Annotated in this window: 16 protein-coding genes and 1 pseudogene; 6 read left to right on the forward strand and 11 right to left on the reverse strand. The window is 66.4% G+C overall.

Translation table 11 applies throughout. The features are described from left to right. Positions 1-51: 51 nt before the first annotated feature. On the reverse strand, positions 52-237 hold the full coding sequence (locus tag Q0579_RS16875) for a hypothetical protein (protein ID WP_298814612.1): 186 nt from the start codon (positions 235-237) through the stop codon (positions 52-54). A gap of 560 nt (positions 238-797) precedes the next feature. Next, positions 798-1,364 (reverse strand): thermonuclease family protein, encoded by a 567-nt coding sequence (locus Q0579_RS16880; protein ID WP_298814613.1) that lies wholly within the window; start codon positions 1,362-1,364, stop codon positions 798-800. Between the two features lie 542 nt (positions 1,365-1,906). Between Q0579_RS16880 and Q0579_RS16885 the strand changes: the two are divergent. Further along, positions 1,907-2,182 (forward strand): annotated as a pseudogene (locus tag Q0579_RS16885) (hypothetical protein). 11 nt (positions 2,183-2,193) lie between these two features. On the opposite strand, the gene Q0579_RS16890 reads toward Q0579_RS16885, so the two are convergent. The 6 genes from Q0579_RS16890 to Q0579_RS16915 form a co-directional block, all read right to left on the reverse strand. Next, positions 2,194-2,583 (reverse strand): hypothetical protein, encoded by a 390-nt coding sequence (locus Q0579_RS16890; protein WP_298814615.1) that lies wholly within the window; start codon positions 2,581-2,583, stop codon positions 2,194-2,196. Between the two features lie 63 nt (positions 2,584-2,646). Further along, positions 2,647-3,297 carry a hypothetical protein gene (locus Q0579_RS16895; protein WP_298814619.1) on the reverse strand — a complete coding sequence of 217 codons (651 nt, stop codon included), beginning with the start codon at positions 3,295-3,297 and terminating at the stop codon, positions 2,647-2,649. Next, on the reverse strand, positions 3,294-4,097 hold the full coding sequence (locus Q0579_RS16900) for a hypothetical protein (RefSeq protein ID WP_298814624.1): 804 nt from the start codon (positions 4,095-4,097) through the stop codon (positions 3,294-3,296). Before Q0579_RS16900 ends, Q0579_RS16895 begins: the two co-directional genes overlap by 4 nt. A gap of 2 nt (positions 4,098-4,099) precedes the next feature. After that, complete coding sequence (locus Q0579_RS16905; RefSeq protein ID WP_298814627.1) at positions 4,100-4,933, reverse strand: hypothetical protein; 834 nt, start codon at positions 4,931-4,933, stop codon at positions 4,100-4,102. A 40-nt stretch (positions 4,934-4,973) separates the two neighbouring features. Next, positions 4,974-5,861 carry a 3'-5' exonuclease gene (locus tag Q0579_RS16910; RefSeq protein WP_298814630.1) on the reverse strand — a complete coding sequence of 296 codons (888 nt, stop codon included), beginning with the start codon at positions 5,859-5,861 and terminating at the stop codon, positions 4,974-4,976. A gap of 105 nt (positions 5,862-5,966) precedes the next feature. Then, positions 5,967-6,752, reverse strand: a complete 786-nt coding sequence (locus Q0579_RS16915) for a hypothetical protein (RefSeq protein ID WP_298814633.1) — start codon at positions 6,750-6,752, stop codon at positions 5,967-5,969. 190 nt (positions 6,753-6,942) lie between these two features. On the opposite strand from Q0579_RS16915, the gene Q0579_RS16920 reads away from it, so the two are divergent. The 5 genes from Q0579_RS16920 (at position 6,943) to Q0579_RS16940 (ending at position 9,433) form a co-directional block, all read left to right on the forward strand. Next, complete coding sequence (locus Q0579_RS16920) at positions 6,943-7,233, forward strand: metalloregulator ArsR/SmtB family transcription factor (RefSeq protein ID WP_298815039.1); 291 nt, start codon at positions 6,943-6,945, stop codon at positions 7,231-7,233. 187 nt (positions 7,234-7,420) lie between these two features. Beyond that, entirely contained in the window at positions 7,421-8,140 is a 720-nt protein-coding gene (locus Q0579_RS16925) for a hypothetical protein (protein WP_298814636.1), read from the forward strand. A gap of 92 nt (positions 8,141-8,232) precedes the next feature. Continuing rightward, entirely contained in the window at positions 8,233-8,463 is a 231-nt protein-coding gene (locus Q0579_RS16930) for a hypothetical protein (protein WP_298814640.1), read from the forward strand. Next, positions 8,463-8,708: a hypothetical protein gene (locus Q0579_RS16935; RefSeq protein WP_298815064.1), complete on the forward strand. Its 246-nt coding sequence runs from the start codon at positions 8,463-8,465 to the stop codon at positions 8,706-8,708. The genes Q0579_RS16930 and Q0579_RS16935 overlap by 1 nt, the downstream gene beginning before the upstream one ends. A 17-nt stretch (positions 8,709-8,725) precedes the next feature. Next, on the forward strand, positions 8,726-9,433 hold the full coding sequence (locus Q0579_RS16940; RefSeq protein ID WP_298814643.1) for a hypothetical protein: 708 nt from the start codon (positions 8,726-8,728) through the stop codon (positions 9,431-9,433). A gap of 240 nt (positions 9,434-9,673) precedes the next feature. Here the strand turns inward: Q0579_RS16940 and Q0579_RS16945 are convergent, their stop codons facing one another. The 3 genes from Q0579_RS16945 to Q0579_RS16955 all read right to left on the reverse strand — a co-directional run bounded on the left by Q0579_RS16945 (position 9,674) and on the right by Q0579_RS16955 (position 13,515). Then, entirely contained in the window at positions 9,674-12,469 is a 2,796-nt protein-coding gene (locus tag Q0579_RS16945; RefSeq protein ID WP_298814646.1) for a hypothetical protein, read from the reverse strand. Beyond that, entirely contained in the window at positions 12,466-12,918 is a 453-nt protein-coding gene (locus Q0579_RS16950) for a hypothetical protein (protein ID WP_298814649.1), read from the reverse strand. Before Q0579_RS16950 ends, Q0579_RS16945 begins: the two co-directional genes overlap by 4 nt. A 411-nt stretch (positions 12,919-13,329) precedes the next feature. Beyond that, the gene (locus Q0579_RS16955) at positions 13,330-13,515 is read right to left on the reverse strand and encodes a hypothetical protein (RefSeq protein ID WP_298814651.1); all 186 of its coding nucleotides are present in this window, start codon (positions 13,513-13,515) and stop codon (positions 13,330-13,332) included. Between the last annotated feature and the right edge of the window lie 12 nt (positions 13,516-13,527).

Below are 13,527 nucleotides of genomic sequence, written 5' to 3' on the forward strand. Positions count from 1 at the left end.
CACCTGTGGCTTGCGCATCACCTCGTCAGCAAGGCGGAGAAGACCGGACGCTTACCGTCGACCCATCTCCGCCCAGGCGATCTCTCCTAAAGCGCCGCGAGGCTCTGTTTGGAAGATGTCGCCTAAGTCGAGCAGATCGTCGTCGCTGAGGGCGGAGATGGTAAGCACGATGTCGGCGAGGCGGCGCGCGGCTTCCTCGTTGCGGCGAGCCAGCCGCTTCGTTTGCAGTCTGAGCATATCTGCATCCTAGCAGGAACGAGCTAGCGGAGGACGGGAAATGTGACTGCCTTTGCCTCCTCGCTTGCGCCCATGATGGCATGTGAACTTACGTTGAGCGTTTCTGGTTTTGGTGCAAAGAGGACGTAGGCGGTCAGCGCGCTAGTCGATCAGATAGCCAAGGAACCGATGCTAGCGCGTCACTCCGCGTGGCATCAATTGTGTCGAAAAACTCTGACACAGATTCTTGAGGCTACCTCGATGGAGCCGCAACGTCTGTTTCGCTACCGTCTTCATGAACCCAGTAGATTTCATCATCCAAGGTGAACTCGCGATACTCAAAAAGACCATCCGGTCGCCGTGATATTTGCCATTGGCGAGCACCGTCGGCATTGGCTGCGCTTTCAAGAACGTCTTGATCGGTGATCAACTTGCGACAGATAGATGCTCTGCCGACGCCCGCAATTGGACGTTGTTGCACCCAAGTGCGCGCTCCCGATGCTTAGGTCGAGGAGATCGTGGTGCTCAATGAGGCGGTGCAGCGTCAGGAACGATCGTCGACGCATTGACGATCAAATCAACTATCGCCTGAACGGTTCGCATGCGATGCCGTCGCCATCTCCATCCATGTGAGCGCCGTAGCCTGGTTGACCGCGACGCAAGGGAGCTGCACCGGCTCGGCGAGCTTCACTACAGTTACGATAGCTCCAGCTTGACGAGGTTGGTGTCGGGTTTGGACGAGCGGCGCGGAGGCTTGTCCGGTGGGGTGCTATTGCGACCCTTTTTACCGGCTTGGCGATACCACACTCTGACCCGATCTCGCCAAGCAGATCCCAGTCAGCACGGTAGATTGCGTGCCCGCCAGCAATCTGTGCGCAGGACAGATCCACACCGTTGACCCTAACCCGAGCAAGTGTGCGCTCGTACTGGTCACGACCCTGACGATCAATTTCTGCCATCCCGTGAGATGCAGCCGTGAGTGCCGCCTGCGACGCGACGGGGTCTCCAGGGGCGCAACTCCGTCCTTCGTGGCAGTGGCCAGGTAGTTCGGGCGCATCAATGCCGATCAGGCGTATGCGCTCTTGACCACAGCGTAGGGTGTCGCCGTCAACAGCGATGAGAGTGCAAGCGAGCGCAAGAAAGGACATAGCAGCAAAGCGTGGCAGATCAGTCTTAACGGAGCGTGTTGGCACGGCCAGCAGACCCTTAAGGTCAAGCCATGAGGTGTTGCTCGGCGTCTGAGTTTGACCGAATTGTTAGTTTTTTGACTGAAAGCGGACATGCCGCGCGTCCAACCGTAGCTCGCACAGAAGGCGCTCGCATAACCAATGCGAGAGCCACCCGTCGTGACCGCAAGCCTCGCTGCCTATCGAAAGCCGCCCCAGCTAGGACCCACGTGGATTTCCAAGCCAACGCCCGTTAGCCTCAGCCGCCGCCGCTTCCCTCGTGAAAGCACATAAAGAAGTGCCACTGTCACTTAGGGGGTTCGCAAGTGGCAGCCATGATTATAGCGACTTAGCAGGAAAATTGCTACCTAAGCGAACTGCGCGTCAAACTGGTTTGCTACTTAACAAGTTCGGCACCTCGGCGGCGGTCCCGGCGTCAGAGGAAATGCCGACCAACGGCAGCACAATTGAATGAGGTGCACGGATGCTAGATGGGTAGGCGACGGCGATGACTCACCGCGGTCCTGGCTGACGGCTACGTGAAGACGATCGGTCCCACGGTAGCTGCGTTCACGCACTCTTGACGCATCGTGGCCGACCTGGGCGGTGGACGCACGGAGGTCTTCTGGGGGCATGCCAAGTCGCTGAAGGAGGCGGATGGCAAGAAGGCCCCGCTCCAGGATGCGGCACGCCAGCGAGGATGGGTAGGTTACATCTTCGAGGTCGTGGAGCTCACGGAATCGCTCGAGCAGCCCGGATCGGTCGGTAGCCGGCCGTCGGGACGGATCCCCAGGCGCTAGCTCCGTCCCGGTTACCGGTGGCTTCGGAGGCGTGGCGGCGGCACGGCCGTCAGGTCGATCAGCTCCCCGGGGGCAAGGAAGCGGATGGTGCCATCGACCCTGATCCGCACGTCCAGCGCGATCCCGGCGACTCCGCGCACGTCGACCTCGGAGATGGCCGGCATACCCCAGTCCCATCGCAGGCCGTCGACGTGCAGACGATGGGCGGTGCCGCGGAAGGTGCGGAACACCGGGCGCGTCGGCTGCTCGAAGGAGACCGGCTCAGGCGGGTCGAAGCGAGACGCTCGCCCTCCGTCGATACGGATGACCAAGCCGCGACCCAGGATGCCGCCGAGACGCAGCACCTCGCGTGCGGTGAAGGGCTGCTGGATGGCGACGGCCTGTCCGTCCACCTCGATCACGGACGGTATGCCCATGAGCATGCTACCCCCAAAAGCCGAGATCAGCGGCAGCCCAACCCACAGTCACTCCCTCCATGGCAGCTGCAGCGGAATGCGACCGACGTCGAAGGCCAGCGAGGAGGCGTCGGCCACGTCCGCCGCCCGGTCGATGACGAAGCCGCGCGAGCGCAGCAGCGGATGATCGACTACCTCGACGAGCGACCGACCGGGGCACGCCGCGAGTACCGTCGCCGGCAGCTTGCCAGCGAGGCGGATGTATCCCGTCCCGTCCTGCGTCGTCAGTTCGAAACCGCCGCTGCGGAGCGTCACCTCGAGAGACCCGCCGACGACCTTCGCCTCGACCCAGTCCCCGAGTGCGCCCTCCGCGATGATGGCATCGCCCATCAGCGGTGCCGGCCGGGTGACGAGCTTGCCGCCCAGCCTCACCTTGCGGTTGAAGGCCGGCCCCGTCCGTCCGTATTGGTCCTCCAACCGGGTGATCGAGGGCCACATGTGTCCGGGGCGGATGCGCTGGAGCGCCGACGCGACATCGGATCCGGCCATCCCCAGGACGTCAGGCACGAGCGAGGACATCGAGTCCACCGTTGCGGACAGGAAGGACCTGAAGGAGGCCAGGCGCAGGGTCTCGACCAGTCGATCGAGCATCAGCGCCTCCTCGCGGGCGCGTTTTCCCGCGATCTCCCGGATCTGCACGACCACATCGGCGGCCGTCACGATCCCGCTCCAGACCTGCCCGACGCGATGACCAGTCCGAGCAGGTGCTGCGTGAACGCGTCGGTGCCCTTGCGGTAGGCCATCTCGCCCCAGTCGTCCCAGCGCTCGATCCGGGTCGCCAGCCACGCGAACAGGTCGTCGCGCGTCGTCGTCTCTCTGAACGCCATGGACCAGGTCACCCTGCGCACTGGCATGCGGGCACCGGGGTCGCCCGACATCCCGGTTAGCGTGACCAAGTGCGAACCACCGATGCGCTCGCGTGCGAAGACGTGCCGGCGCAGACCGATCGCTTCCTCGAACGCCTGCAAGGCGCGCTCGCGCGCATCGTCGGCTGCGGTTCGCGACGATGACGCAACGGCGTCGAGGACCTCCGCCATCGGCAGGTCCTCCCACTCGGGCTCCCTCGTCGCGCGCAGCATCAGCAGGACCGACACGCCTTCGGGACTGAGCCCCCCGTCGAACGGACTGAACTGCGCTCCCATTGAGTTCGAGGTGTCGATCATGCCGATCGAGGCGAGCCAGCACTGGTAGAAGCGCCAGAACATCATGTCGCCTGCGAAGAGGTCGTGGCGGTGCTCGCTCGAGTCCGACCAGCGGCTGTCGCGTGACGACAGGGCGCGGAGCATCAGCTCGTGCTGCTCCGGTGCGAAGTGGACGTCGCCGAAACCGAGTTCGCCCTGCCAGAAGCAGTCGCGCACCGAGCGCCACGTCCGACCGTCCTCGTCCTCGAGCACGCCGCCGCGCGCGCGCAGCCACCATCCCCACGGCAGCTTGCCCGGGCTGTGCCGTTCCCGCACCATCCTCAGCCTCCCCGCTTCGGATCGAGGCCGATGGCGGGGAGCGGCGGCCCTTCGCGCCGGGGCACCGGCCGGCCGTCCGCGACAGCCTTGAGCTGGGCCGCCAGGTTGAGGATCTCGCGAACGACGTACGCGTCGTCCCTGTATTCGGCGCCGGTCTCCGCGCCCATGAAGCGCTGCCGATCCCGCTGCCGGCCGGGCACGACGTCGTAGACGTGGTTGCAGTCGAACCCGAACCACCAGGCGTCGCCGTGGACCCGATATTCGGTCGCGTGGCTCAGCGGTGCTTGGCCGACGACCACGTGGCAGATCCGTCGCGCCTCGAAGACGAGCCTGCGCTGGGGGCTCGGCCCGTCCTGGCAGATCCGAGAATAGCTCAGGCCGCCGTGGACCTCGATGCCGAGCTCGGCCGGCACCGCCTGATGCTTCCAGCCGAACAGCGGGTGACCGTCCGGCACCCCGACATACCCGCTCAGGAAACCATCCGGGCTGTGCCGCATCATGATGCATTCGTAACCCGTCACGGGGTCGAGCCAGGCGACCTTGTCCGCCTCGCCAAGCCAGACGCCATGGCCACGCGGCTTCGCGCCGTCCAAGAAGTAGATTTCGGCTGCGGGCACAGTGGCGGCACCGGTCGCGTAGTCGCGGCCAGTCACCCGCGTGACCCCCTCCTGACTCACGACCTCGCCGCCGGTGCCCGGCATCTTCGCCAGCGCCCGGTCCGAACCGAGCACCCCGGCGAGCGTCGACTCTGTCGCGGGCGTGATGGGCCTGGGCTTCACCGTGGCGAGCGCGGTCGATCCGCCGTTGCCGGTGGTGCCCGTCGTCTTGCGTGCCATGCTCGTTCTCCTTCGCTGATGGGGGACCAGGGGGAGCCGGTCAGAGGAAGCGGTTCTCGGCGGTGATGCGGACGAGCTCGGGGCTGATCCGCTGGGCGCGCGCGTCGGGCGCGTAGACGTTGGCGGCGAGCCAGAGCTGTTCATCGACGAGCTGCTGGTCCGGGACCTCCCGCCACCATACCTTGCGCTGGGGATCAGCGTCCCAGCGGTAGCCACGCTCGCGCAGCCTATCCTTCATGTCGAAGGCCGCGCCGCGGGCCCGGACGATCCAGGACGGCTCGGACCCGCGCTCGATCATCTCGGCCAAGGCGGTGCGGCCGTCCACATCCTCATGCCGCAGAAGCTGGATGAGCGCGTCCACGTCGGCGGCGGCGTTGTGGCCGCAGTGGTAGAACCCGTCCTGGACGAGCAGGTAGCCGAGGACGCGGTTGTCGAAGCCTCGTGCGCGCCAGTCGACCTGCCGCATCGAGCAGCACCAGCGCAGGCCGCGGGCGTCAGGTAGCCGGTTCTCCACCCAGGTGCGGTCAAATTGAGAATTGTGCGCGACCACGAAGCTGCACGACCGCAGCAGATCGGTTGCGACGTCCGTGTCGATGCGCTGGCCGACCAGATCGGCATCGGTCAGCCCCGTCAGGGCGCGGATATCGTCCGTCAGCGGCTCGCCCGGATCCTCGCGCCAGTTGTAGGCGTCGTCGAGGCCGGTGATCACGCCGTCGCGGTCGTAGGCGAACCGGCGGATCGCGAGTTCGATGATCTTGCCGGTCCTCGCGTCCAGCGAGGTCGTCTCTACGTCGATGGCGGCGGCCGCGTGGACGCCGCGGCCTTCGCCCTTGCCGGTGGGGCCGGCGTGGAGGCGGAGGGGATGAAGGACGCGCACGTCCCCGGCGTCAGCCGCGCGCTCGCGGCCAACCTCGGCATCGATGTTCATGTCTGTGGTCCTCGATATGCCTGGCCGGACGGAGGGACGGCGCTACCTGGCGTCGGGGTCGTCGAGCCGACCCCGCGCGCACCTCACGCCGTCATCCCCGGCCGGTCAGGCCTGGATGCCCATCTCGATGTCGACCGCGAAGCTGCGGGCGTGCGGCCTGCCGCAGTCGCGCTCCATGCGCCGGATGAGCTCGACCACCGGCTCGGGCACGAGCGCCACCACCGGCGGAGACGCGATGTGGAGCCCGAGACGGATGTCCGCCAGTGCGGCCACGTCCGGTCCGAAGCGACCGGCGAGGCGCGTGCGGACTTCCTCGACGTCGCGCGCTAGGCTGGCGTGAAACACTTGTGTCATGCGGTTGTCGCGCGTGTCGACGATGGTTGCGGTGTAGAGGCGCACCCGGCTCATCCGGGCGGAGCGCCCGCGGGTCGGCTTACCGCTGCCGGAGAGGCGCTCCCCGAAGAGGTAGCGGAACTCGTGCTCCTCGAAGTCCTCGTCATCACCGGCGAGCAGCGCGTCCATGGCGGAGCGGTCGGCGTCCATGCCCAGGCCGAGCCCGTGCAGCAGGATGCCGCGCATGCAGTCGCCGCGGGAGAGGCATGCATCCACGGCCGCGGCCCCGTTGAACACCTCGCGCGGCGCGAACATCCAGCCGAGGGGATCGTGCTCCACCGCCTCCCGCTGGAAGCGGGCGGCCGTCTCTGTCGCTACCAGCGCAACCCGGCCGATCGCGCGACGGGTGGTGACGACGATCTCATCCGTCGCGCTATCCTCATCGAGCGGGTCGGGGAACAGGTGGCCGACGCGCCTCGACGGTTCGGTATCTCCTTCCGGCGGCGCCGTGTCCGTTCCACAAACGGCGTAAGTGCGCTCGGCGACAATCGCTTCCATGGGTCACTCCATCGTCGCCGATGACGTTCCTGTCGGGGATGGCGACGTCCGCCGACGCCACCCAATATGGCACGCCTCCGTAATAATACAATGCTTCGCGAATTATTGTAGCGTTAGCGGCGCGTAAATGATACTGGACCAACAGCTTTGCAGGGGGGCGGAGCCAGCATAAAACGTCGGAGTGGAAAAGATGCACGCCCTGCAGATCATGAGCGCCCTCGCGCAGGCAAGCCGCTTCGCAGCATTTCGCGCACTTGTGGAGGCGCTACCGGAAGGTATGGCGTCCAGCGACATCGCTGCCGCTATCTCCACAACGCCAAACACGATGAGCGCGCACCTCTCCATCTTGGAGCGGGCCGGACTGGTCTCGTCTGAGAAGATCGGCCGCAGCGTGATCTATCGAGCGGAGACCGCTCCAGCGGAGGAGTTGAGCGATTTCCTGGCGCACGCCTGCGAGCGTGGGAAGAGCGCCCGTCGATGATCGCATGGACGATCCGCTGCCGTGACGAGCGTCACGTCGGGGATCGGATCGCGTGAAAGACTTGACATCAGGACCGGTCGGCCGAGGGCCGAGACGCCGGAAGGGAGGCCAGGCGGAGGGACCGTCGCCCGCCGACAAGACGCCGTTGAAGAAGCGAAGAAAGCGAAAGTCGGGCGGCGCACCGTCGATGGCGACGCTCCCCGGTGCCGCGATGGTGATTCCTGACGCTTTGAAGGAGGGGCGGGCCGGCACAAAGGCAAAGCGACGCGCCGAACCACCATCCGGCCCAAAACCACAGCAGAGGCCCGAACCGCTAAAGGTCCGCCTGAGCGCCACTAAGCTGATCGAGGCGCTTCCCTCGCGATCCATGCTCGAACTCCGACAGCAATGGATCAACCTTCAAGAGCAGATCACGAAGAACGGCCGCCGCCCCGATCTGGTCGCGTTCGAGAAGGCAGTCTTCGCAGAGTGGGCCCATCGCCAGCAGGTCGCGCTCCACGATCCGAACTATTTCGACTGGCCGTCCACCGCCGCTGGGCGGGGCGACGGCTCGATGCCTTTCGATGCCTGGCACGGAGAAGGCATGCTCGCCTTCCTCGGGTATCGTGTCGGGTCGACGAACGGCGTGGCGGCCCAGACGCGCCGACAGGTGCTCGATGCCGTCTTCGCGCAGACGCTGCCACCCGTGAACGACCCCGCGTACGTTCGCGACTGGGCGAACCCGGCGACCGGCCCCCGCCTCCGGCGCCTGGCTGAGGAGATTGCCCGGTTCGCCCGCAACGCGAAGCGCAAGAGGACGCCGGTCATGGACCAGGCGATCGCCGACTGGGAGGAGGATCTGCGCTACCTGCACCGCACTTACTATCTCGGCCGGTTTGGGTTCGGATGGCCGAGCCTCACCATCTGACCGGCTCCGGTGCGCCGCGCTGCGACCGGCGGGTAGGAGGAAGGTGGTCGCCTCCCTCTTGGCAACGGTGACGCCGTAGGCGATGCGAAGCCATGGCCGACAACGTGAAGTGGAATGTCACCGTCGACAAGGTGACCGACGCGCTCGTCCGATCGCAGCTGGCGAGGGGATCCCCTCCGGCGAACCTCGACGCATTCGTCTTGGGCGCAGTCCACCGCGAACTGGATCGGCTGGCGCTCCTTGAGAACGAACGCGCGAGGAACCGCGGGGCCAAGGACGATGACATCTGGGAGATCGTCATCCCCTTGCCACCGAAGCGATGATGCTTGCCATCCTCGCCGCGGTCCAGGTGGTCGCCGCCGGGCAAAACTTCCGGTGCACGCCGACCCGGGTCTGGGACGGGGACGGTCCGGTCTGGTGCGCCGAGGGACCGCGTCTCCGGATCGCCGGCATCGCAGCCCGCGAGGCGGATGGCAGGTGCCGCCGCGGCCAGGCGGAGGCTGTCGTCGAGGCGCAAGCGGAACCAGCGGGCGCGCAGCCGGCGCAGACGATGACCACGCGGGAGTGAGGGGAGTGAGGGGACTGATGGGAGAGAACTACAGGTTCGCCGTGCTCGGTCCATTCCCGGTGCCGCTGAAGCGCCATCGTCGTCGCCGCGTCGTCGACTTTGATCGAGCGACTGAACACGTATTCGATCTCGCGGAGGAGCAGGCCCGCCGCAAGCTCCACCTCACCGGAGTCGCTGATGCCATCGGCTGCTACGTGTTCGCGCTGAAACCATCCGGCGGACAGGTGATCTGGCCATACTACGTCGGTCAGTCCTGCCGCCAGACGCTGCACAAGCGGCTCTTCCAGCTGAAGGACAAGCCAGACACCTACAACGGTATCCTTCGGGAATACGAGCGCGCGATCGCGTATGTCTATCTGCTGCCGCTGCTCACCCCTGGCGGCAAGTTCGCGAAGCTCGGCAGCAATCAAACCAGGATCAACAACGCGGAGCACGCGCTGATCGGCATGGCGCTGAGGGTCAACTACTCGCTTTGGAACATCAAGCACCGCGTCGCGATGGAGGCGTTCACGATCGACGGTACGCCGCAGGCCGGCCGCAGGGACACCGATCCGGCGGCTTCCTTCCGCAGGATGCTGGGCTTCTCGAGCAAGCCGAAGGCGAGCGGGCGCGTGGCCGGCGAGATGGAGCCGGAGGCGCAGACGTCGGACACGCTCCCACCGGATCCGCCCATCATCGCGGTCGAAGATGCGGGTGAACTAGATCCTGAACCTATAGACGGGTGACCAAAACAGATGCGTAATGTCGGCTCTGGGGTGGAATGCGGAATGACCGCTTTGGAGCAATGACCCACGATGACGGACGTTCATTGGCCGACAGGGTTCGACAGTGACGCACTCTAAAACCGGTCCTCAGCAGGCACGATTCGATCGCTCCAGAGCTACGGGTTAATCTGATAACTGGGATAGCTTCGCCATTTATTCCTACGCATCTCCCGCGAATCGTCCCCCGGCCGGCTCCTGCCTTCAGCCTAGGATCAGGTCTCCGAGCCTTCCGCGCCGGATGAACAACGGAACCCAAGGCATGCCGTCGCGCAGGCCGGGGTGCCAGAGGGCGGTGACGGTGGATGCCGGCACGTTAGCGTTGGTAACAGTCACCCCACCGTAGCTGCCATAGCCAAAGCAGTGGAGGTTGCACACGTCCCGATCCAGGCCGTCCGGCAGTTCCGCGTAGGGTACGCCGCAGCGACGGCGGGCGACCAAATCGCGGCCGACCGCCTCCAGGAACTCTCGCAGTTCCGCCGTCCATTCGACGGCCGCGCCTAGCGACTCGCCGACATGGAGGCCCGCGAAGCCCGTGAGCCCGAGCCTCGTGGCCTCCTCGGCCAAGCGAACGCTAGCCTTGGCCGCGCCGACTGCCACCACGACGCCCCAACTGCGCTTCTTCAGCAACTCCCACTCGGCCGGATTCAGCGCGGGGAACAGGCCATCCTCCTTCACCAGGTCCGGTGGCCAGCTGTTCCTGTCGCCGCCGGAGTAGGCGTGGAGCTGCGCGGCGGACTGGGTGCCCGACGCGGCGTTATCGTCCACCAAGATGATCGGTCCCGTCGTATCCGAGAGGGCCGCCGCGAGCGTCGTTCCGGCGATCGCGCCGCCGGTGCCGAGATGCGGCTTGAGCATCGCAAGGCTGGAGCCGCCGCTGCTCGATGACAAGGGTACCAGCGTTGCGCCGGACAGACCGGCGGCCTCCGCGGTCTCCAGTCCCTTGCGCAGGAAGCGGGAGGTCTGGTCCTGATTCAGCTGGGTGCCCACGACGAGGGCGTCCAGCAGCGGCTGCCTGAGGTGCGGCGGGAACTGATCCGCGAACGCGGCGACCGTCGCCGGCGTCACCTTCCAGCCGCCCTCGCCGTCGAATGCGCGGAAGCGCGCGGCGACCGCCTGCACGTCGCCGTTCGAGCTCTTCACCCTGCGGGCGAGAACGGGATGGCGCTGGTAATAGCCGGCGCTGGACGCCGCGGCCGCGAGATCGTGCGCATCGTCAAGGGACAGGTTCGAGCGCAGGGCGGCCCCGTCGAAGTCGAGTAGGGTGTGGCGCCGGAAGCTCACCTGTGGCCCGGGAGCAAGCGTCGGATGATCGACGCCGCCGTCGAACGCCGACGACTTCCGATAGATGACGCTGCGCGCCGCCTGGAAGACGATCTGCCGCCAAGGCGGGTCGCACATGACGTACCCTACGGACCGAAAGACGTCGTAGGCGTCCTCAGAGATGCCCGCCGTCCTCGAACCCTTGACGCGGAGGACCCTTCCGTCCCGCAGGATCATCGCGTCGGGCCGCCCGGTCTCGGCGGCCTCGATCCGGGTCACGACAATCCGCCCCGGATCGCCGTCAGGCACGAGCTCGGCTGTGACCGGACGCAGGAGGTCGGCCAGGACGATCGCCTCGGCGCGGATATCCGCCTCCAGCTCCTGGACGTCGACCAAGTTACCGTCTCCCTTCAGCTTCTCCAGGAACGGACCGCCTACATCCTTGAGCAGCGAGGCCTCCGCCGACGCGCGCTCCCGGCCGAACTGCTCGGCCAATGGCAGCTGCAGGGTGACGAGCGAGGCCGAGAACGCGCACGCCTTCTTCGGCAGCCGCCGCATCGCTAGGTCGGAGCCGATCTCCGCAATCACGGGATCGTTATGGAGGCGGAGACGTCGCAGCAGCTCGTCGTCTCCCATGCACCACAGCGTGAGGACATCCGTCAGATCCGCCTCCGACTGCTTACTCCCGGCGTTCAAGACGAGGCCGCGCGACAGCAGCGCCTCGGCGGCGCGCGTCAGCGGATGCAGGTACACGCGTCGGTACATCGCGGCCCGCGCATGCGCTATCTCCGCCAGCGTGTCGGATCCCGAGGCGTTCACGACGTAGAGGACCTTCTCCTCCTCGCCCTCGTAGGTCGTGTCATAGGTCGAGCGCTTCGCCCGGACCAGCGCGCTGCCGGCGAAGATCCGGCTCGTGTCGAGGCCGATCGCGATTCCGCACGCCTGTGCGTCGCGGTTCAGGTAGTCGATCTTGTTCGCGTCCATCGCCGCCGACGAGACGAGGTCTTGGATGTTCGGGCAAACATCCGATACCGGCGCGCCCGCCACCATGCCGGCGACGCGCGCCAGAGAGGTGTGGTCGCGCGGGCGTCCGGGATCCAGGCGCGCATAGAACGCCGCGAACCGGCGAGATAGGACGATCAGCACCGAGAACGCGATCGAGAACGGCACGTTGCGCCCGACGGCGGCGTTGACGCGCGTCAGCCGACCCTCCAGCGCGACGCCGCCGAGTGTGAAGAGTTCGGGCCGCCCGGCGAGCGCCGCCTCCGCCGCGCGGGAGAACGGCAGGTTGCCGATACCGTGCAGGAGAGCCGCGTACACGATCTCGCGACGGTCGAGCGGGGCTAGCTCGTCGAGGTTCACGAAGCCGTCCGTCGCCGCGCGGTCGAGCGCCGCGACGAGACGGGAGGCGACGTGCGACATTCCGAGAGCATGCGTGAACCGCGAATGCTCGGCCGACGGGTAGACGAGGTTGGAGAAGCCCAACTGCCGGATGCGGCGGAGCCGCTGCAGCAGGGGCGAGTCGACAAGTAGCATCTCGTCCGCTTCTGGCTCGAGCATGCCCCAGACGTTATCCTTGATCGTCTTGCGACGTCGGCTGGCGCCATTTGCTGCCGCGTATCCGTCGGTGAAGCCGACCGCGTCGAACGCATCGTCGAGCGCCTTTTGGAGGTCCTTGTCCGACCGCAGCTTCCTGCCGAGCTCGACGATGCGCTCGACGACCGAGCCGTCGTTCATCCCGTCGAGCCGGTCCGCGCAATGAAGGCCGTCGCGGCAACCTCCACGAAGGCTCGGTCCGCGGGCTGCAGGTGAGCGAGCTCGTCCGCCGCGCGCACCTCGTCGATCTCGAAAGCCACGCTGTCCCGATCGTCTCCGCCGATCCTCGTGTACGTCATCTGGACGGACCGGAGCGCGCGCTCCCAGTTCTCAACGCCGCCGGTCGGGGAGAGCCGGAGCAGGTTCCCCGTCGCGATCCACGGACCCGCGAGGCGCACGTCGTCGCTCTCATCAAGGATCTCGCGAACTCGATCATCGAGCAGCTCAACCACCCGCTTGAGGCCGCGATGCACCTGCGGGTCGCGCGAGGAGATCGAACGCAATCCCTCCAGCACCAGCTGCGCGATGAAGCCCTTCAGGAACACGCCGGGTGCCATCGCAGCGCGCTGCGGCTCCATCGTCTCCACCATCCGTTCGTCTCCCATTCGCCGCGATTACGATCCTGTTTCGTTCCATGCATCATCGCAGATCTCTTGTGAACCGCCGCAATCCGCGTTGCACCTCGAGCCAGCCAGCCCAGTCGTTCTCCTGAATGGAATATTTGCTGCCCATGCTCCTTCTTAGTCAGTGCGCCCTGGACTTCTACTGGCCCGATATTCACCTGCCAGGAACGCGGCACTAGTTTGGAGCATGCTTCTCGCGGGTTCCGGAACGGCCGGTAAGGAGGATCCGAAGACACGGTGGCCATCGCGCCGGTGTCGCGTCGAAATGCGTGCAGCCCCGAATGCCGACGAGACCCGCGCCCGCCGGGCCGTTCGAGGGTGCGCGGTCGTCCACCGATCGGTCCAGGCGAGCGTCGCGTGTCGGAGCCGTAGCGTGGATCAGCCGCGGGTGGTTGCGGTCGGGCGGCCGGTCGGCACGTCGCCGCCGGCGGGCGTGGCATACACGGAGGTGCGGATCACGGTCACCTGCCTGTCGAGCCGGCGGCGCGTTTCGTCAGTCAGTCCGTCGAGGCCGCGCAGATCACTCCGGTGCTGTTCCATAATCGCTTCGAATCCGAATCTCATCTGCTCTCCCTC

This window comes from uncultured Sphingomonas sp. (assembly GCF_936927845.1).
Classification (GTDB): domain Bacteria; phylum Pseudomonadota; class Alphaproteobacteria; order Sphingomonadales; family Sphingomonadaceae; genus Sphingomonas.